Here is a 20328-nt window from a genome sequence, read left to right as displayed (position 1 = left end):
GCGAGCCTGATAGAATCGCGCCCTTTTCCAAGACACTCATTGAATCCCTATGCGTGATCCAGCCCCTTCTGACACATCCAAGAAGCGCGTCATTGTCGGCATGTCCGGCGGCGTGGACTCTTCCGTTTCCGCCCTTCTGCTGATCGAGCAGGGCTATGAAGTGGAAGGCCTGTTCATGAAGAACTGGGAAGAAGACGACGGAACGGAATACTGCACCGCCATGGACGACCTGGCGGATGCTCAGGCTGTCTGCGACAAGATTGGCATCAAGCTGCACACCGCCAACTTCGCGGCCGAGTACTGGGACAATGTGTTCGAGCACTTCCTCGCCGAATACAAGGCCGGACGCACACCAAACCCGGACATCCTGTGTAACCGCGAGATCAAGTTCAAAGCGTTCCTCGACTACGCGATGATGCTCGGCGCTGACCTGATCGCCACCGGCCACTACGTGCGCCGCCGCGACATCGATGGCCGCACCGAACTGCTCAAGGGCCTCGATCCGAACAAGGATCAGAGCTACTTCCTGCACGCCGTCGGCGGCGAACAGATCGCCAAGACCCTGTTCCCGGTCGGCGAGCTGGAAAAGCCTGAAGTCCGCGCGATTGCCGAGAAGTACGAACTGGCCACCGCCAAGAAGAAGGATTCCACCGGGATCTGCTTCATCGGCGAGCGCCGCTTCAGCGATTTCCTCAAGCAATACCTGCCGGCACAACCGGGTGAGATCAAGACCACCGAAGGCGAAGTCATCGGCCGTCACCACGGCTTGATGTACCACACCATCGGCCAGCGCCAGGGCCTCGGCATCGGCGGTTTGAAAGATGCCGGCGATGAGCCGTGGTACGTGCTGCGCAAGGATCTGGAAACCAACGAGCTGATCGTCGGCCAAGGCAACAACCATCCGTGGCTGTTCTCCAGCGCCCTGCTCGCGTCGGAAATCTACTGGGTCAACCCGATCGACCTGAGCCAACCGCTGCGCCTGACGGCGAAAGTGCGTTATCGCCAGAGCGATCAGGCCTGCACCCTGGAAAAAACCGCCAGCGGTTATCGCGCCGTGTTCGACGAACCGCAACGCGCGGTGACGCCGGGCCAGTCGGTCGTTTTCTATGACGGTGAAATCTGCCTCGGCGGCGGCGTGATCGAAGTAGCCGAGCCGTGGAGCGGCCAGGCATGAGCCCGACTCAGGAGCAACTGACAGCGCTGGGTGGTGTGTTTCTCGCCGCCGTGCTGGTCGACCGCATCGCCAAGACCGGCCAGACCAACGAGGCCGGCCTGAGCTGCATGCTCGGCAGCCTGCTGGTGCGTGATCCGAAAGACACGCTGGACGTGTACGGCGGCGATGACATCAATCTGCGCGAAGGCTATCGCGCGCTGATTGGCGCACTGGAGCGCGACCCGAGCACTCTGCAGCGCGAGCCATTGCGCTACGCCCTGTCGATGCTCGGCTTGGAGCGACAGCTGGCCAAGCGTGACGACATGCTCGAGACGATTGCCAAGCGCCTGCCGCAGATTCAGTCACAGGTGGAGCATTTTGGCCCGGCTCATGAAAACGTCGTCGCCGCTTGCGGTGCGTTGTATCAGGACACGTTGAGCACCCTGCGCCAACGCATTCAGGTGCACGGCGACATGCGCAACCTGCAGCAGCCGAGCAACGCCTCGAAGATCCGCGCCCTGCTGCTCGCGGGTATCCGTTCGGCGCGCCTGTGGCGTCAGCTCGGGGGTCATCGCTGGCAGTTGGTGATCAGCCGCCGCAAGTTACTCAAAGAGCTTTATCCGTTGATGCGCAGCGAGTAAACGCCGCGTCATGAAGGCTTTGTAGTCTGTAACGCGTAATACGCCGGTCAGTTGGCGACGGACCGGCGGATTTTTTCATGTATGATACGCGCCCCATTTCGTTGCCCGACTGTCCGAGAACACCCCATGCAGCTCTCTTCGCTCACTGCGGTTTCCCCTGTTGACGGCCGCTATGCCGGCAAAACCCAGGCCCTGCGCCCGATTTTCAGCGAGTACGGCCTGATCCGTGCCCGCGTTCTGGTTGAAGTGCGCTGGCTTCAGCGCCTGGCCGCCCACGCTGGTGTCCCTGAAGTACCGGCCTTCTCCGCCGAGGCCAACGCCGTTCTCAACGAACTGGCTGAAAACTTCTCGCTGGAGCACGCCGAGCGCGTCAAAGAGATCGAGCGCACCACCAACCACGACGTCAAAGCGATCGAATACCTGCTCAAAGAGCAGGCGGCCAAGCTGCCGGAGCTGGCCAAGGTCAGCGAATTCATCCACTTTGCCTGCACCAGCGAAGACATCAACAACCTGTCCCACGCCCTGATGCTGCGCGAAGGCCGTGACGACGTGATGCTGCCGCTGATGCGCCAGACTGCCAACGCCATCCGCGAACTGGCCATCCGTTTTGCCGACGTGCCAATGCTGTCGCGCACCCACGGTCAGCCAGCTTCGCCAACCACTTTGGGTAAAGAGCTGGCGAACGTGGTTTACCGTCTCGAGCGCCAGATCGCTCAGGTCGCTGCCGTACCGCTGCTGGGCAAGATCAACGGCGCCGTCGGCAACTACAACGCGCACCTGTCGGCCTACCCGCAGATCGACTGGGAAGCCAATGCCCGCGCCTTCATCGAAGACGAGCTGGGCCTGGGCTTCAACCCGTACACCACGCAGATCGAACCGCACGACTACATCGCCGAGCTGTTCGACGCCATTGCACGCTTCAACACCATCCTGATCGACTTCGACCGCGACATCTGGGGCTATATCTCCCTGGGTTATTTCAAGCAGCGCACGATCGCTGGCGAAATCGGTTCGTCGACCATGCCGCACAAGGTCAACCCGATCGACTTCGAAAACTCCGAAGGCAACTTGGGTATCGCCAACGCATTGTTCCAGCACCTGGCGAGCAAACTGCCGATTTCCCGCTGGCAGCGCGACCTCACCGACTCCACCGTACTGCGCAACCTCGGCGTCGGCTTCGCCCACAGTGTGATCGCCTACGAAGCCAGCCTCAAAGGCATCAGCAAACTCGAACTCAACGAGCAGAAGATTGCCGCTGACCTCGACGCTTGCTGGGAAGTCCTGGCCGAGCCGATCCAGACCGTGATGCGTCGCTACAACATCGAAAACCCGTACGAAAAGCTGAAAGAACTGACCCGTGGCAAGGGCATCAGCCCTGAAGCGCTGCAGACTTTCATCGATGGCCTGGACATGCCAGCGCAAGCCAAAGCCGAGCTCAAGCAACTGACCCCGGCCAACTACATCGGCAACGCTGTGGCACAAGCCAAACGCATCTGATCGACCGTTTGCCCCGTTTGAGACGCCCGGCCGCGCCGGGCGTTTTTATTCCCGTCTGAAAAGTGCTTTTTTTCAATAGGTTACATATGAATTCCGATATTCCTCTTCAACTTCTGGGCGGCCTCACTGCACGCGAGTTCCTGCGTGACTACTGGCAGAAAAAACCGCTGCTGATCCGTCAGGCAATTCCTGACTTCGAAAGCCCGATCGACGCCGACGAACTGGCCGGCCTGGCCCTGGAAGAAGAAGTCGAATCGCGCCTGGTCATCGAACACGGCGAGCGTCCCTGGGAACTGCGTCGCGGCCCGTTCGCCGAAGACGAGTTCAGCAAATTGCCAGAGAAAGAGTGGACCCTGCTGGTGCAGGCGGTTGATCAGTTCGTGCCGGAAGTCAGCGAACTGCTGGAAAACTTCCGCTTCCTGCCGAGCTGGCGCGTCGACGACGTGATGATCAGCTTCGCCGCCCCGGGTGGCAGCGTCGGTCCGCACTTCGACAACTACGACGTGTTCCTGCTGCAGGGCCACGGCAAGCGCAACTGGAAAATCGGCCAGATGTGCGATTCCGAGAGCCCGCTGCTGCAACATGCCGACCTGCGCATCCTTGCCGAATTCCACGAGACCGAAGAATGGGTGCTGGAGCCGGGGGACATGCTCTACCTGCCACCACGTCTGGCCCATTGCGGTGTCGCGGTCGACAACTGCATGACTTACTCGGTCGGTTTCCGCGCGCCAAGCGCCGCTGAAGTGCTGACCCACTTCACCGACTTCCTCAGCCAGTTCCTGACCGACGAAGAGCGCTACACCGATGCCGACGCCAAGCCGGCGGTCGATCCGCACCAGATTCAACACGATGCACTGGATCGCCTGAAAAGCCTGCTCGCCGAGCACATGAGCGACGAGCGCCTGCTGCTGACCTGGTTCGGCCAGTACATGACCGAGCCGCGCTACCCGGAACTGGTAGTCGGCCCGGAAGACGTCGAAGAAGAAGACTTCCTCGCCGCCCTGCAGGACGGCGCCGTACTGATTCGCAACCCGAGCGCACGTCTGGCCTGGTCGGAAGTCGACGACGATCTGCTGCTGTTCGCCAGCGGCCAGAGCCGTTACCTGCCGGGCAAGCTGCGCGAACTGCTGAAGCTGATCTGCGCCGCTGACGCCCTGCACGCCGACAACCTCGGTGAGTGGCTGAGCGATGAAGACGGCCGCAGCCTGCTCTGCGAGCTGGTCAAGCAAGGGAGCCTGGGGTTCGCTGATGAATAAAATTCGCGTTCGTGTCGCTGACTGGCAGAAGGATATCGCCGAGATCCGGCGCATTCGTGAAACGGTGTTCATCGCCGAACAATCGGTGCCACCCGAGCTTGAGTGGGACGCCGATGACGCGACTGCCGTGCATTTCCTGGCGTTCGAAGGCGACTTCCCGATCGGCACGGCCCGACTGCTGCCCGACGGCCACATCGGCCGGGTTTCGGTGCTCAAAGACTGGCGTGGCATGAAGGTCGGTGATGCGCTGATGCAAGCGGTGATTGCCGAAGCTGAAGCGCGCGGTTTGAAGCAACAGAAGCTCAGCGCTCAGGTGCAAGCCACGGCGTTCTACGAGCGCCTGGGTTTCAGTCTGGTCAGCGAGGAGTTTCTCGAGGCCGGGATTCCGCATGTCGACATGGTTCGGCATTCGGCCTGAGCCCCGCCCTGATCGCTCCCATGCTCTGCGTGGGAATGCCTCTCGGGACGCTCCGCGTCCCTTGCGGCATGTGACGCAGAGCGTCACTGGCTGCATTCCCACGCAGAGCGTGGGAACGATCACGCCCCGCCATCCACCGATGCCGGGGCGTTTTTCTATCTACGATTCAACTTGCCCCACCCCGGGCCGACAAACTGGCAATATCAAGCCTTTCGAACGCGGAGATAACGGACATGTCCCTACGCACCCTGCTCACCACCCTGCTGCTCGGCTGCAGTTTTTCGGTGCTGGCAGCCACAGAAATCGTCCCCCTCAAATACCACACCAGCGCTGACATGCTGCCGGTGGCGCAGGACTTCATCGGCCAGGACGGCCAGGTCAGCGCTTACGGCAACCAACTGATCGTCAAGGCCGAGCCGGGCAAAATTCAAGAGCTGAAGGATCTGCTGGCGCAACTCGATACCGCGCCCAAGCGCCTGCTGATCACCGTCGACACCAACGAAAACAATGGCCGTGGCGACGAAGGTTATTCAGTCAACGGCGCTCAACCGAACCAGACCCGGATCATCAGCCGCAGCACCACCAGCCGCAACGGTGGCGTTCAGCAAGTGCAGACCAGCGAAGGCACTCCTGCGCTGATTCAGGTTGGCCAGAGCGTGCCGATCACCAACACCCAAAGCGACTCCTACGGTGGCTACAGCAGCGAGACCCAATACCGCAACGTCACCCAGGGCTTCTACGTCACCGCCAGCGTCACCGGCGAGACCGTCCACCTGGCAATCAGTACCAACCGTGACCGCATGAGCCAGGAACGTCCCGATGTAGTGAACGTGCAAAGCACCGACACAACCGTCACCGGACGCCTCGGTGAGTGGATCACTCTGGCGGGCGTTAATAGCCAGACTCAGGCCGACAAACAGGGCCTGACCCGCAGCTACTCGACTCAAGGCCGCGATGACATGACCTTGCGGGTGAAAGTCGATACGCTGGACTAAAGCACCGAAAACTGACTGATTAGTCGTATTAGACGAAAGATGTAGTGCTTGAAAAAAAGCACTACAAAACGTTTGACGCGAAAAAAAAGCGAAGGCATGATGGCCTCGCTCCCGCTAATCAGAGGCCCTGGCAAGGGCCTTCGAAGCGCCGTTCGCACCTACCCCGCGAACCGCTTCGTGTCTGTACCGCCCACAAGGCGTGTTTGACGAGGTTGCCGACTGGAACGAAGTTGTCCCGAGGGACGGAAGCGTATTTAGGTAACCCGGCTTCACGCTGTTGTCCGTATAAAGGCCCACGACGCCCGCATGCGCCCCGCAGTCCGCCACTACCTGCTCACTTTCCCCTCGAGCCCATCGTTCATCCCGTCGCCTACCCCGCCGAATCCGACTTGACCACCTAAGCTTTTGGTCAGCGAGCGCAGGAATTTTCCACCGCAGAACAACTTTTCATAAAAGACGCGACGAGGTTTATCTCCATGGCACTGACACGCGAACAGCAAATTGCAGCCCTCGAAAAAGACTGGGCCGAGAACCCGCGCTGGAAAGGCGTGACTCGCACTTACTCCGCTGCCGACGTGGTCCGCCTGCGCGGTTCGGTTCAGCCTGAGCACACCTTCGCGAAGATGGGCGCCGAGAAGCTGTGGAACCTGGTCACCCAGGGTGCCAAGCCGTCCTTCCGTCCAGAGAAAGATTTCGTCAACTGCATGGGCGCCCTGACTGGCGGCCAGGCTGTTCAGCAGGTCAAGGCCGGTATCCAGGCGATCTACCTGTCCGGCTGGCAGGTGGCTGCGGACAACAACTCCGCAGAATCCATGTACCCGGACCAGTCGCTGTACCCGGTGGACTCGGTGCCAACCGTGGTCAAGCGCATCAACAACTCGTTCCGTCGCGCTGACCAGATCCAGTGGAAAGCCGGCAAGAACCCGGGCGATGAAGGCTACATCGACTACTTCGCGCCAATCGTGGCCGACGCTGAAGCCGGTTTCGGCGGCGTACTCAACGCCTACGAGCTGATGAAGAGCATGATCGAAGCCGGCGCCGCTGGCGTTCACTTCGAAGACCAACTGGCTTCGGTGAAGAAATGCGGTCACATGGGCGGCAAGGTTCTGGTGCCGACCCAGGAAGCTGTACAGAAGCTGACCGCTGCCCGTCTGGCCGCTGACGTGGCCGGTACGCCGACCATCATTCTGGCCCGCACCGACGCCAACGCGGCTGACCTGCTGACTTCCGACTGCGACCCGTACGATCAGCCGTTCGTGACCGGCGAGCGAACTCAAGAAGGTTTCTACAAGGTACGCGCCGGCCTGGATCAAGCGATCGCACGTGGCCTGGCTTACGCGCCGTACGCGGACCTGATCTGGTGCGAAACCGCCAAGCCGGATCTGGAAGAAGCCCGTCGCTTCGCTGAAGCGATCAAAAAGGAATACCCAGACCAGCTGCTGTCGTACAACTGCTCGCCTTCCTTCAATTGGAAGAAGAACCTGGACGACGCGACCATCGCCAAGTTCCAGCGCGAACTGTCCGCCATGGGCTACAAGCACCAGTTCATCACCCTGGCCGGCATTCACAACATGTGGCACAGCATGTTCAACCTGGCGCACGACTACGCCCGCAACGACATGACTGCCTACGTGAAGCTGCAAGAGCAGGAATTCGCTGACGCCGCCAAGGGCTACACCTTCGTTGCGCACCAGCAGGAAGTGGGCACTGGCTACTTCGACGACATGACCACCGTGATCCAGGGCGGCTCGTCCTCGGTGACCGCGCTGACCGGTTCGACCGAAGAAGAACAGTTCCACTGATAAGCTTCGCTGAGCAAACGGCCTTTGCGGATCGAATAAAAAGCTAACCGCAGAGCCGCAAGACTGACGCCCCGACTGGATCGGGGCGTTTTTTTTGCCTGAGACAATCTCCCAAACGCCACAACGCCCCTGTGGGAGCGAGCTTGCTCGCGAAGGCGTCATGTCAGTCACTATCCCTGTCGAATGATGAACCGCATTCGCGAGCAAGCTCGCTCCCACAGGGTCGGGGGTGATCGCGAATCAATACATTGATCCAGAGCGGTACATCCGTCAGAAATTTCCGCTAAAACGGTAGGCTTCGCTACTTGCAGTAACGCGCAAGTAAGACAACTTCCCAGCCACTCACTCGTTAAACAGTTACAAAACCACTCCAAACGATATCAATTATCATTTAGCGGCAACTATGTTCGTTACAAACCCTACAAAACATAATTGATGGAAACCCGGCTAATGCCCGCAACGCATGGGCCGCAGGGCTGCGGACAAGCGCTATGTCCTTAATCCGGTAAATAATTTCGCCTTTGGAATTTTACTTGCCGGGTGTTTAGCCATAAAATCAGCCCGATTGATTGCTGCGACATATCGTCACTGCCTTATTTCTTTATCAAGCTCAGAGACCTTTGCTCTCTGTTAAGGATTACCAGCATGCCCGAAGCGACAGGACTCATGGCCCACAACTGGGGCTTTGCCATTTTCCTTCTGGGTGTCGTCGGCCTGTGTGCCTTCATGCTTGGCGTCTCCAGCCTCCTCGGGTCAAAAGCCTGGGGTCGCAGCAAAAACGAACCGTTCGAGTCGGGCATGCTACCTACCGGTGGCGCCCGCTTGCGGCTCTCAGCCAAATTCTATCTGGTCGCGATGCTCTTCGTGATCTTCGATATCGAAGCCCTCTTTCTCTTTGCATGGTCTGTGTCCGTCCGCGAAAGCGGCTGGACCGGATTCGTCGAAGCTCTCGTTTTCATAGCAATTCTGTTGGCAGGTCTTGTCTACCTGTTCCGAGTGGGCGCCCTTGACTGGGCTCCGGAAGCTCGTCGCAAGCGGCAGGCGAAGCTGAAACAATGAGGCTTTGGCAATGCAATACAATCTCACCAGGATCGACCCCGATGCTCCTAACGAGCAGTATCCGATTGGCCAGCGGGAAACCGTTGCCGATCCGTTAGAAGATCAAGTCCACAAAAACATTTTCATGGGCAAGCTGGAAGACGTGCTGAGTGGCGCGGTCAACTGGGGACGTAAGAACTCCCTGTGGCCATACAACTTCGGTCTGTCGTGCTGCTACGTGGAAATGACCACCGCCTTCACGGCGCCCCACGACATCGCGCGCTTTGGCGCCGAAGTGATCCGGGCCTCGCCGCGTCAGGCCGACTTCATGGTTATCGCCGGTACCTGCTTCATCAAGATGGCGCCGATCATTCAGCGTCTCTACGAGCAAATGCTCGAACCGAAATGGGTTATTTCCATGGGTTCGTGCGCCAACTCCGGCGGCATGTACGACATCTACTCCGTGGTTCAAGGGGTGGACAAGTTCTTGCCCGTGGACGTCTACGTACCTGGCTGCCCGCCCCGTCCGGAAGCATTTCTGCAAGGCTTGATGCTGTTGCAGGAATCGATTGGACAGGAGCGTCGTCCGCTTTCCTGGGTCGTTGGTGATCAAGGCGTCTATCGCGCCGACATGCCATCGCAGAAGGAACAGCGCCGCGAACAGCGAATCGCAGTCACCAATCTGCGCAGCCCTGACGAAGTCTGATCCAGTTCTGTTCCAAGTAACGAGAAGCTGGCTTCATTCTTTACGTTGACCGAAAGCGAAAAAATAACCATGACTACAGGCAGTGCTCTGTACATCCCGCCTTACAAGGCAGACGACCAGGATGTGGTCGTCGAACTGAACAACCGTTTTGGCGCCGAAGCGTTCACCGCGCAGGCAACCCGCACCGGCATGCCGGTGCTGTGGGTGGCCCGCGCCAGACTGGTTGAAGTCCTGACTTTCCTGCGCAACCTGCCCAAGCCGTACGTCATGCTCTATGACCTGCACGGCGTGGACGAGCGTCTGCGCACCAAGCGTCAAGGGCTGCCGACCGGCGCCGATTTCACCGTGTTCTATCACCTCATGTCGCTGGAGCGTAATAGTGACGTGATGATCAAGGTGGCCTTGTCAGAAGGCGACCTCAGCATGCCTTCCGTCACCAGCATCTGGCCCAACGCCAACTGGTACGAGCGCGAAGTCTGGGACATGTTCGGCATCGACTTCAAAGGCCACCCGCACCTGTCGCGCATCATGATGCCGCCGACGTGGGAAGGTCACCCGCTGCGCAAGGACTTCCCGGCGCGCGCCACCGAATTCGACCCATACAGCCTCAACCTCGCCAAGCAGCAGCTGGAAGAGGAAGCCGCGCGTTTCCGTCCGGAAGACTGGGGCATGAAGCGTTCCGGTGCCAACGAGGACTACATGTTCCTCAACCTAGGCCCGAACCACCCTTCGGCGCACGGTGCGTTCCGCATCATTCTGCAGCTCGACGGCGAAGAGATCGTCGACTGCGTCCCGGACATCGGTTACCACCACCGTGGCGCCGAGAAGATGGGCGAGCGTCAGTCCTGGCACAGCTACATCCCGTACACCGACCGCATCGACTACCTCGGCGGCGTGATGAACAACCTGCCGTACGTGCTCTCGATCGAGAAGCTGGCCGGCATCAAGGTGCCGCAGAAGGTCGACGTCATCCGCATCATGATGGCCGAGTTCTTCCGGATCACCAGTCACCTGCTGTTCCTGGGTACTTACATCCAGGACGTCGGCGCCATGACCCCGGTGTTCTTCACTTTTACCGACCGCCAAAAGGCGTACACGGTAATCGAAGCGATTACCGGTTTCCGTCTGCACCCGGCCTGGTACCGCATCGGCGGCGTCGCCCACGACCTGCCGCGCGGCTGGGAAAAACTGGTCAAGGACTTCGTCGAGTGGATGCCCAAGCGTCTGGACGAATACACCAAGGCTGCCCTGCAGAACAGCATCCTCAAGGGTCGTACCATCGGCGTTGCTGCCTACAACACCAAAGAAGCCCTGGAATGGGGCGTCACCGGTGCCGGCCTGCGTTCGACCGGTTGCGATTTCGACCTGCGCAAGGCGCGTCCGTACTCGGGTTACGAGAACTTCGAATTCGAAGTGCCGCTGGCCGTCAACGGCGATGCCTACGACCGCTGCATGGTTCGCGTCGAAGAGATGCGCCAGAGCATCAAGATCATCGATCAATGCATGCGCAACATGCCGGAAGGCCCGTACAAGGCGGATCACCCGCTGACCACGCCGCCGCCCAAAGAGCGCACGCTGCAGCACATCGAAACCCTGATCACGCACTTCCTGCAGGTTTCGTGGGGCCCGGTCATGCCGGCCAACGAATCCTTCCAGATGATCGAAGCGACCAAGGGCATCAACAGTTATTACCTGACGAGCGACGGCGGCACCATGAGCTACCGTACCCGGATCCGTACTCCGAGCTTCCCGCATCTGCAGCAGATCCCTTCGGTGATCAAAGGCAGCATGGTCGCGGACTTGATTGCGTACCTGGGTAGTATCGACTTCGTTATGGCCGACGTGGACCGCTAAGCATGAACAGCACGCTTATCCAGACAGACCGTTTCACCTTGAGTGAAACCGAGCGCTCGGCCATCGAGCACGAGCTGCATCACTACGAAGACCCGCGCGCGGCGTCGATCGAAGCCCTGAAGATCGTCCAGAAAGAACGCGGCTGGGTGCCGGATGGCGCCCTCTACGCGATCGGCGAGATCCTCGGCATCCCGGCCAGCGACGTTGAAGGCGTGGCGACGTTTTACAGCCAGATTTTCCGTCAGCCGGTCGGCCGCCACATCATTCGCGTCTGCGACAGCATGGTCTGCTACATCGGTGGCCACGAGTCGGTGGTCAGCGAAATCCAGAACAATCTGGGCATTGGCCTGGGTCAGACCACCGCCGACGGTCGTTTCACCCTGCTGCCTGTCTGCTGCCTCGGCAACTGCGACAAGGCGCCGGCGCTGATGATCGACGACGACACCTTTGGCGACGTGCAGCCTGCTGGCGTGGCCAAACTGCTCGAGGGCTACGTATGACCCTGACATCTTTTGGTCCAGCCAACCGCATTCAGCGTTCGGCCGAGACTCACCCGCTGACCTGGCGTCTGCGCGATGACGGCGAAGCCGTGTGGCTCGACGAGTATCAGGCCAAGAACGGCTACGCCGCTGCGCGTAAAGCCTTCGCCGACATGGATCAGGACGCCATCGTCCAGACCGTGAAAGACGCCGGCCTCAAGGGTCGCGGCGGTGCAGGCTTCCCCACTGGTGTGAAGTGGGGCCTGATGCCCAAGGACGAATCCATCAACATCCGCTACCTGCTGTGCAACGCGGATGAAATGGAGCCGAACACCTGGAAAGACCGCATGCTTATGGAGCAACTGCCCCATCTGCTGATCGAAGGCATGCTGATCAGTGCCCGCGCGCTGAAAACCTACCGTGGCTACATCTTCCTGCGCGGCGAATACACCACCGCCGCCAAGCACCTCAACCGTGCCGTGGAAGAAGCCAAGGCGGCCGGCCTGCTGGGCAAGAACATTCTGGGCAGCGGTTTCGATTTCGAGCTGTTCGTCCACACCGGCGCCGGGCGTTACATCTGCGGTGAAGAAACCGCACTGATCAACTCCCTCGAAGGCCGCCGCGCCAACCCGCGCTCCAAGCCGCCCTTCCCTGCCGCCGTCGGCGTGTGGGGCAAGCCGACCTGCGTGAACAACGTCGAAACCCTGTGCAACGTGCCGGCGATCATCGCTGACGGCGTTGACTGGTACAAATCGTTGGCCCGCGAAGGTTCCGAAGACATGGGCACCAAGCTCATGGGCTTCTCCGGCAAGGTCAAGAACCCGGGCCTGTGGGAACTGCCATTCGGCATCACAGGTCGCGAACTGTTCGAAGACTATGCCGGCGGCATGCGCGACGGCTTCAAGCTCAAGGCCTGGCAGCCAGGCGGTGCCGGTACCGGTTTCCTCCTGCCCGAGCACCTCGACGCACAAATGTATGCCGGCGGCATCGCCAAAGTGGGCACCCGTATGGGTACCGGTCTGGCGATGGCGGTGGACGACAGCGTCAACATGGTCTCGCTGCTGCGCAACATGGAGCAGTTCTTCGCTCGCGAATCCTGCGGTTTCTGCACCCCGTGCCGCGATGGTCTGCCATGGAGCGTCAAGCTGCTGATGGCCATCGAACAGGGCAAGGGCCAGCCAGGCGACATCGAGACGCTGCTGGGCCTGGTCGGTTTCCTCGGCCCGGGCAAGACCTTCTGTGCTCACGCACCGGGAGCCGTGGAGCCATTGGGCAGCGCGATCAAATACTTCCGTCCAGAGTTCGAAGCCGGTATCGCGCCTGTCAGCGCCGCCGTCCCGCCTCTGGCAAGGCCGATCGTAATCGGCGCGTAAACGCTTAAAAAGGCGAAGGGTCCGTGCCCTTCGCCTTTCGTCCGATGACGCCCTTCGGGGCTGTTTGGATTCGGACGCATAACAAGATTCCATTAGCCACGCCCGCTGACACCGGGCCAACGAAGACCTTTGAACCATGGCCACTATCCACGTAGACGGCAAAGCGCTCGAAGTCGACGGGGCAGACAACCTGTTACAGGCATGTCTGTCGCTGGGCCTCGACATTCCATATTTCTGCTGGCACCCCGCGCTTGGTAGCGTCGGGGCCTGCCGCCAGTGCGCGGTCAAGCAGTACACCGACGAGAACGACACCCGTGGTCGCATCGTCATGTCCTGCATGACCCCGGCCACCGACAACACCTGGATCTCCATCGACGATGAAGAATCCAAGGCGTTCCGCGCCAGCGTTGTCGAATGGCTGATGACCAACCACCCGCACGACTGCCCGGTATGCGAGGAAGGCGGTCACTGCCACCTGCAAGACATGACGGTGATGACCGGCCACAACGAGCGCCGTTATCGCTTCAGCAAACGCACCCACCAGAACCAGCAACTTGGGCCGTTCATTTCCCACGAAATGAACCGCTGCATCGCTTGCTACCGCTGCGTGCGTTTCTATAAAGACTACGCCGGCGGCACTGACCTCGGTGTGTTCGGCGCCCACGACAACGTGTACTTCGGTCGCGTTGAGGACGGCACCCTCGAAAGCGAATTCTCCGGCAACCTCACCGAGGTTTGCCCGACCGGTGTGTTCACCGACAAGACTCACTCCGAGCGCTACAACCGCAAGTGGGACATGCAGTTCGCGCCGAGCATCTGCCATGGCTGCTCGAGCGGTTGCAACATCTCCCCGGGCGAGCGTTACGGTGAGCTGCGTCGCATCGAAAACCGTTTCAACGGTTCGGTGAACCAGTACTTCCTCTGCGACCGTGGCCGCTTCGGTTATGGCTACGTCAACCGCACCGACCGCCCACGTCAGCCGCTGCTGGCCGATGGCACCAAGCTCAGCCTCGACGCTGCGCTGGACAAAGCCGCCGACCTGCTGCGCGGACGCAACATCGTCGGCATCGGTTCGCCGCGCGCCAGTCTTGAAAGCAACTACGCGTTGCGCGAACTGGTCGGTGCCGAGCACTTCTATTCGGGTATCGAAGCCTCCGAGCTGGAGCGCATCCGTCTGGTCCTGCAAGTGCTGAACGACAGCCCGCTGCCAGTGCCGAACATGCGCGACATCGAAGATCATGACGCGATTTTCGTCCTCGGCGAAGACCTGACCCAGACCGCCGCGCGTATGGCGCTGGCCCTGCGTCAGTCGGTCAAGGGCAAGGCTGAAGACATGGCCGAAGCCATGCGCGTTCAGCCTTGGCTCGACGCGGCGGTGAAGAACATCGGTCAGCACGCGCTGAACCCACTGTTTATCGCCAGCCTCGCCGAAACCAAGCTCGACGACGTTGCCGAAGAGTGCGTACACGCCGCTCCAGATGACCTGGCACGCATCGGTTTCGCCGTGGCTCACGCGCTGGATGCCAGCGCTCCGGCCGTCGAAGGTCTGGACGCCGAAGCCCTGGAACTGGCGCAGCGCATCGCCGATGCCCTGCTCGCGGCCAAGCGTCCGCTGATCATCGCCGGTACTTCGCTGGGCTCCAAAGCCTTGATCGAAGCTGCCGCGAACATCGCCAAAGCCCTGAAGCTGCGCGAGAAGAACGGTTCGATCAGCCTGATCGTGCCGGAAGCCAACAGCCTCGGTCTGGCCATGCTCGGTGGCGAATCGGTCGACGCCGCGCTGCAAGCGGTCATCGATGGCAAGGCCGACGCGATCGTCGTGCTGGAAAACGACCTGTACACCCGCACCGCCAAAGCCAAGGTCGATGCTGCGCTGAACGCCGCGAAAGTGGTGATTGTTGCCGACCATCAGAAAACCGCCACCACCGATCGCGCGCACCTGGTGCTGCCTGCGGCGAGTTTCGCCGAGGGCGACGGTACGCTGGTCAGCCAGGAAGGCCGCGCCCAGCGCTTCTTCCAGGTTTTCGATCCGCAATACCTGGACGCGAGCATTCTGGTGCACGAAGGCTGGCGCTGGCTGCACGCCCTGCGCGCGACCCTGCTGAACCAGGCGATCGACTGGACGCAACTCGACCACGTCACCGCTGCCGTGGCTTCGAGCACCGCGCAACTGGCACGTATCGTCGATGCTGCACCGTCGGCTGCTTTCCGCATCAAGGGTCTGAAACTGGCCCGTGAGCCGCTGCGTTATTCCGGGCGCACCGCCATGCGCGCCGATATCAGCGTTCACGAACCACGCACCCCGCAAGACCAGGACACCGCCTTCGCCTTCTCCATGGAAGGTTACTCGGGCTCCGCCGAACCGCGTCAGCAGGTGCCATTCGCATGGTCGCCGGGCTGGAACTCGCCACAAGCGTGGAACAAGTTCCAGGACGAAGTCGGTGGTCACCTGCGCGCTGGCGATCCGGGCACCCGCCTGATCGAAAGCACTGGCGATTCGCTGAACTGGTTCGCTGCTGCGCCGCGTGCATTCAACCCGGCGCCGGGTACCTGGCAAGCCGTGCCGTTCTTCCACCTGTTCGGCAGCGAAGAAAACTCTTCGAAAGCCGCCCCGGTACAGGAACGCATTCCGGCACCTTACGTCGCGCTGGCGAAATCCGAAGCGGATCGCCTCGGCGTCAACGACGGTGCCCTGCTGAGCCTGAACGTCGCCGGTCAGACATTGCGTCTGCCGCTGCGCATCAATGAAGAACTGGGCGCCGGTCTGGTGGCATTGCCTGCGGGCATCGCCGGCATTCCACCGGCATTCGCCGGCGTGTCCGTCGACGGTCTGCAGGAGGCAGCGCAATGACCTGGTTCACCCCTGAAGTGATCGATGTGATCCTGACGGTCATCAAAGCCATCGTGATCCTGCTGGCCGTGGTGGTCGCAGGCGCGTTGCTGAGCTTTGTCGAACGTCGCCTGCTGGGCTGGTGGCAGGACCGTTACGGTCCGAACCGCGTTGGCCCGTTCGGCATGTTCCAGATCGCCGCCGACATGCTGAAGATGTTCTTCAAGGAAGACTGGACCCCGCCGTTTGCCGACAAGGTGATCTTCACCCTGGCGCCGGTGGTGGCCATGTCCGCCCTGCTGATTGCCTTTGCGATCATCCCGATCACCCCGACCTGGGGCGTGGCGGATCTGAACATCGGTCTGCTGTTCTTCTTCGCCATGGCCGGTCTGTCGGTGTACGCGGTGCTGTTCGCCGGCTGGTCGAGCAACAACAAGTTCGCCCTGCTCGGCAGCTTGCGTGCCTCGGCGCAGACCGTGTCCTACGAAGTGTTCATGGGCCTTGCGCTGATGGGCATCGTGGTGCAGGTCGGCTCGTTCAACATGCGCGACATTGTCGAATACCAGGCACAGAACCTGTGGTTCATCATTCCGCAGTTCTTCGGCTTCTGTACCTTCTTCATCGCGGGCGTCGCCGTGACTCACCGTCACCCGTTCGACCAGCCGGAAGCGGAACAGGAACTGGCCGACGGTTACCACATTGAATACGCCGGTATGAAATGGGGCATGTTCTTCGTCGGTGAATACATCGGCATCATCCTGATCTCGGCGCTGCTGGTCACCCTGTTCTTCGGTGGCTGGCACGGTCCGTTCGGCATCCTGCCGCAACTGTCCTTCGTCTGGTTCGCACTGAAGACCGCGTTCTTCATCATGCTGTTCATCCTGCTGCGCGCTTCCATCCCGCGTCCGCGTTATGACCAGGTGATGGATTTCAGCTGGAAATTCTGCCTGCCACTGACCCTGATCAATTTGCTGGTGACCGCTGCGGTTGTGTTGATGAACACGCCTGCGGTTGCGGTTCAGTGAGGATTTGACCCATGTTCAAATATATTGGCGACATCGTTAAGGGTACCGGTACCCAGTTGCGCAGCCTGGTCATGGTCTTCGGCCATGGCTTTCGCAAGCGCGACACCCTGCAATACCCAGAGGAGCAGGTCTACCTGCCGCCGCGTTACCGTGGCCGCATCGTCCTGACCCGCGACCCCGATGGCGAGGAACGCTGCGTAGCCTGCAACCTGTGCGCCGTGGCCTGCCCGGTGGGTTGCATCTCGCTGCAGAAAGCTGAAACCGAAGACGGTCGCTGGTACCCGGACTTCTTCCGGATCAACTTCTCGCGCTGCATTTTCTGCGGTCTCTGCGAGGAAGCCTGCCCGACCACCGCGATCCAGCTGACCCCGGATTTCGAGATGGCCGAGTTCAAACGTCAGGACCTGGTGTACGAGAAAGAAGATCTTTTGATCTCCGGCCCCGGCAAAAACCCTGATTACAACTTCTATCGTGTTGCAGGTATGGCAATCGCTGGCAAGCCGAAAGGCGCTGCGCAGAACGAAGCCGAACCGATCAACGTGAAGAGCTTGCTGCCTTAAGGAAGAACGATGGAATTCGCTTTCTATTTCGCATCGGGTATTGCTGTGGTGTCCACGCTGCGTGTGGTCACCAACACCAACCCCGTGCACGCCCTGCTCTACCTGATCATCTCGTTGATCGCCGTGGCCATGACTTTCTTCGCTCTCGGCGCGCCTTTCGCCGGTGTGCTGGAAGTGATCGCCTACGCCGGCGCCATCATGGTGCTGTTCGTGTTCGTGGTGATGATGCTCAACCTCGGTCCCGCCTCGGTGCAGCAGGAACGCACCTGGCTCAAGCCCGGCATCTGGGCGGGGCCGGTGATTCTTGCCGCGCTGCTGCTGGCCGAACTGCTGTATGTGCTGTTCGCTCACCAGAGCGGCCAGGCCATCGGCCACACCACCGTAGACGCGAAAGCCGTGGGCATCAGCCTGTTCGGCCCGTACCTGCTGGTGGTCGAACTCGCCTCGATGCTGCTGCTTGCTGCGGCCGTCACGGCGTTCCATTTGGGCCGTAACGAGGCGAAGGAGTAAGACATGCCTGCTATCCCTCTCGAACATGGACTGGCCGTCGCCGGCATCCTGTTCTGCCTTGGTCTGGTCGGCCTGATGGTCCGCCGCAACATTTTGTTCGTGTTGATGAGTCTGGAAGTGATGATGAACGCCTCTGCCCTGGCCTTCATCGTCGCGGGCGCCCGCTGGGCGCAGCCGGATGGACAGATCATGTTCATCCTGGTGATCAGCCTTGCCGCAGCCGAGGCCAGTATTGGTCTGGCGATCCTGCTGCAACTGTATCGCCGCTTCCACACGCTCGATATCGACGCTGCCAGTGAGATGCGCGGATGAACCTACTCTTTCTGACTTTCGTATTCCCTCTGATCGGGTTCCTGTTGCTGTCGTTCTCGCGCGGCCGCTTCTCGGAAAACCTCTCGGCACTGATCGGTGTCGGCTCGATCGGCCTGTCGGCCATCGTCACCGCTTACGTGATCTGGCAATTCAACGTCGCACCGCCGGAGGGTGGCGTGTACACCCAGGTGCTGTGGCGCTGGATGTCGGTGGAAGGTTTCCAGCCGAACTTCGCGCTGTACCTGGATGGCCTGTCGGTGACCATGCTCGGTGTGGTCGTCGGCGTCGGCTTCCTGATCCACCTGTTCGCGTCCTGGTACATGCGTGGTGAAGACGGTTACTCGCGCTTCTTCTCGTACACCAACCTGTTCATCGCCAGCATGCTGTTCCTGATCCTCGGCGATAACCTGCTGTTCATCTACTTCGGCTGGGAAGGCGTGGGCCTGTGCTCGTACCTGTTGATCGGTTTCTACTACAGCAACCGCAACAACGGTAACGCGGCACTCAAGGCGTTCATCGTCACCCGCATCGGCGACGTGTTCATGGCCATCGGCCTGTTCATCCTGTTCCAGCAACTGGGCACGCTGAACGTCCAGGAACTGCTGGTACGTGCGCCGGAGCACTTCAAGGTCGGCGACTTCTGGATCGTTCTGGCAACCCTGATGCTGCTCGGCGGTGCTGTCGGTAAATCGGCGCAACTGCCGCTGCAAACCTGGCTCGCGGATGCGATGGCCGGCCCTACCCCTGTTTCGGCACTGATCCACGCCGCGACCATGGTGACCGCCGGTGTCTACCTGATTGCCCGTACCCACGGTCTGTTTGCGCTGGCGCCGGACATCCTGCACCTCGTCGGCATCGTCGGTGGCGTGACCCTGGTACTGGCCGGTTTCGCCGCGCTGGTACAGACCGACATCAAACGTATCCTCGCCTACTCGACCATGAGCCAGATCGGCTACATGTTCCTGGCGCTGGGCGTTGGCGCCTGGGAAGGCGCGATCTTCCACCTGATGACCCACGCCTTCTTCAAGGCCCTGCTGTTCCTTGCTTCCGGTGCGGTGATCGTTGCCTGCCACCACGAGCAGAACATTTTCAAGATGGGCGGTCTGTGGAAGAAACTGCCACTGGCCTACGCCAGCTTCATCGTCGGTGGTGCCGCGCTGGCCGCTCTGCCACTGGTTACCGCAGGTTTCTACTCCAAGGACGAAATCCTCTGGGAAGCGTTCGCCAGCGGTAACCAGGGTCTGCTTTACGCAGGTCTGGTCGGTGCGTTCATGACGTCGCTGTACACCTTCCGCCTGATCTTCATCGCGTTCCACGGTGAAGCCAAGACCGAAGCCCACGCCGGCCACGGCATTGCTCACTGGCTGCCATTGTCGGTACTGATCGTGCTGTCGACTTTCGTCGGCGCGATGATCGTGCCACCGCTGCACGGCGTACTGCCGCAAAGCGTTGGCCATGCCGGTGGCGAAGCCAAGCACAGTCTGGAAATCGCCTCGGGCGCCATCGCCCTGGCCGGTATCCTGCTGGCAGCGCTGCTGTTCCTTGGCAAGCGTCGCTTCGTCACGGCAATCGCCAACAGCGGCATCGGCCGTTTCCTTTCGGCCTGGTGGTTCGCTGCCTGGGGCTTCGACTGGATCTACGACAAACTGTTCGTCAAGCCGTACCTTGCGATCAGCCATGTACTGCGCAAAGACCCGCTCGACCAGACCATCGGTCTGATCCCGCGTATGGCCAAGGGTGGTCACACTGCCCTGAGCCGCACCGAGACCGGTCAACTGCGTTGGTACGCTGCTTCGATGGCTGCTGGTGCCGTGCTGGTGATCGGCGCCATCGTGCTGGTAGCGGTCTGATATGAACCTTGCGAATTTGCGAAAGGAAA

General features: G+C 60.6%; 18 protein-coding genes. All 18 read left to right on the top strand.

Features of this window, described 5'->3' with window-relative positions; all coding sequences use genetic code 11:
- The first annotated feature begins 49 nt into the window (after positions 1 to 49).
- The 18 genes from mnmA (at position 50) to nuoL (ending at position 20299) form a co-directional block, all read left to right on the top strand.
- Entirely contained in the window at positions 50 to 1174 is a 1125-nt protein-coding gene (gene mnmA, locus ACMYUN_RS25100; protein WP_415762080.1) for a tRNA 2-thiouridine(34) synthase MnmA, read from the top strand.
- Positions 1171 to 1794, top strand: coding sequence for a high frequency lysogenization protein HflD (gene hflD, locus ACMYUN_RS25095; RefSeq protein ID WP_039763308.1), 624 nt, complete (start codon positions 1171 to 1173; stop codon positions 1792 to 1794). Before mnmA ends, hflD begins: the two co-directional genes overlap by 4 nt.
- Positions 1795 to 1920: 126 nt before the next feature.
- Positions 1921 to 3291 carry an adenylosuccinate lyase gene (purB, locus tag ACMYUN_RS25090; RefSeq protein ID WP_415762079.1) on the top strand — a complete coding sequence of 457 codons (1371 nt, stop codon included), beginning with the start codon at positions 1921 to 1923 and terminating at the stop codon, positions 3289 to 3291.
- A gap of 86 nt (positions 3292 to 3377) precedes the next feature.
- Positions 3378 to 4547 (top strand): cupin domain-containing protein, encoded by a 1170-nt coding sequence (locus ACMYUN_RS25085; RefSeq protein ID WP_016775274.1) that lies wholly within the window; start codon positions 3378 to 3380, stop codon positions 4545 to 4547.
- Positions 4540 to 4965 (top strand): GNAT family N-acetyltransferase, encoded by a 426-nt coding sequence (locus ACMYUN_RS25080; protein ID WP_016775275.1) that lies wholly within the window; start codon positions 4540 to 4542, stop codon positions 4963 to 4965. The genes ACMYUN_RS25085 and ACMYUN_RS25080 overlap by 8 nt, the downstream gene beginning before the upstream one ends.
- A gap of 233 nt (positions 4966 to 5198) precedes the next feature.
- Positions 5199 to 5960: a secretin N-terminal domain-containing protein gene (locus ACMYUN_RS25075; protein ID WP_024013416.1), complete on the top strand. Its 762-nt coding sequence runs from the start codon at positions 5199 to 5201 to the stop codon at positions 5958 to 5960.
- Positions 5961 to 6436: 476 nt separating this feature from the next.
- Positions 6437 to 7762 carry an isocitrate lyase gene (gene aceA, locus ACMYUN_RS25070; RefSeq protein ID WP_003223815.1) on the top strand — a complete coding sequence of 442 codons (1326 nt, stop codon included), beginning with the start codon at positions 6437 to 6439 and terminating at the stop codon, positions 7760 to 7762.
- Between the two features lie 645 nt (positions 7763 to 8407).
- Positions 8408 to 8821 carry an NADH-quinone oxidoreductase subunit A gene (locus tag ACMYUN_RS25065; protein WP_003223812.1) on the top strand — a complete coding sequence of 138 codons (414 nt, stop codon included), beginning with the start codon at positions 8408 to 8410 and terminating at the stop codon, positions 8819 to 8821.
- A gap of 10 nt (positions 8822 to 8831) precedes the next feature.
- Positions 8832 to 9506, top strand: a complete 675-nt coding sequence (locus ACMYUN_RS25060) for a NuoB/complex I 20 kDa subunit family protein (protein WP_016775278.1) — start codon at positions 8832 to 8834, stop codon at positions 9504 to 9506.
- A gap of 69 nt (positions 9507 to 9575) precedes the next feature.
- Positions 9576 to 11360 (top strand): NADH-quinone oxidoreductase subunit C/D, encoded by a 1785-nt coding sequence (gene nuoC, locus ACMYUN_RS25055; RefSeq protein ID WP_415762078.1) that lies wholly within the window; start codon positions 9576 to 9578, stop codon positions 11358 to 11360.
- 2 nt (positions 11361 to 11362) lie between these two features.
- On the top strand, positions 11363 to 11860 hold the full coding sequence (gene nuoE, locus ACMYUN_RS25050) for an NADH-quinone oxidoreductase subunit NuoE (protein WP_003223804.1): 498 nt from the start codon (positions 11363 to 11365) through the stop codon (positions 11858 to 11860).
- A complete protein-coding gene (nuoF, locus tag ACMYUN_RS25045) occupies positions 11857 to 13212 on the top strand; it encodes an NADH-quinone oxidoreductase subunit NuoF (protein WP_129999551.1) in 1356 nt (451 codons plus the stop codon). The genes nuoE and nuoF overlap by 4 nt, the downstream gene beginning before the upstream one ends.
- 136 nt (positions 13213 to 13348) lie before the next feature.
- Positions 13349 to 16063 carry an NADH-quinone oxidoreductase subunit NuoG gene (gene nuoG / locus ACMYUN_RS25040; protein WP_415762077.1) on the top strand — a complete coding sequence of 905 codons (2715 nt, stop codon included), beginning with the start codon at positions 13349 to 13351 and terminating at the stop codon, positions 16061 to 16063.
- Positions 16060 to 17067 carry an NADH-quinone oxidoreductase subunit NuoH gene (nuoH, locus tag ACMYUN_RS25035; protein WP_016775282.1) on the top strand — a complete coding sequence of 336 codons (1008 nt, stop codon included), beginning with the start codon at positions 16060 to 16062 and terminating at the stop codon, positions 17065 to 17067. Before nuoG ends, nuoH begins: the two co-directional genes overlap by 4 nt.
- A gap of 11 nt (positions 17068 to 17078) precedes the next feature.
- A complete protein-coding gene (gene nuoI / locus ACMYUN_RS25030) occupies positions 17079 to 17627 on the top strand; it encodes an NADH-quinone oxidoreductase subunit NuoI (protein ID WP_016775283.1) in 549 nt (182 codons plus the stop codon).
- Between the two features lie 9 nt (positions 17628 to 17636).
- The gene (nuoJ, locus tag ACMYUN_RS25025; protein WP_007951462.1) at positions 17637 to 18137 is read left to right on the top strand and encodes an NADH-quinone oxidoreductase subunit J; all 501 of its coding nucleotides are present in this window, start codon (positions 17637 to 17639) and stop codon (positions 18135 to 18137) included.
- 3 nt (positions 18138 to 18140) lie between these two features.
- A complete protein-coding gene (nuoK, locus tag ACMYUN_RS25020; protein WP_003180046.1) occupies positions 18141 to 18449 on the top strand; it encodes an NADH-quinone oxidoreductase subunit NuoK in 309 nt (102 codons plus the stop codon).
- Positions 18446 to 20299, top strand: coding sequence for an NADH-quinone oxidoreductase subunit L (gene nuoL / locus ACMYUN_RS25015; RefSeq protein WP_024013419.1), 1854 nt, complete (start codon positions 18446 to 18448; stop codon positions 20297 to 20299). The genes nuoK and nuoL overlap by 4 nt, the downstream gene beginning before the upstream one ends.
- The last annotated feature ends 29 nt before the right edge of the window (positions 20300 to 20328 follow it).

This window comes from Pseudomonas sp. CP4, assembly GCF_047758505.1.
GTDB classification, from domain to species: Bacteria; Pseudomonadota; Gammaproteobacteria; order Pseudomonadales; family Pseudomonadaceae; genus Aquipseudomonas; species Aquipseudomonas fluorescens_AO.
The sequence above is the reverse complement of the archived record's forward strand: the minus strand, read 5'-3'. Positions and strand labels throughout refer to the sequence as shown.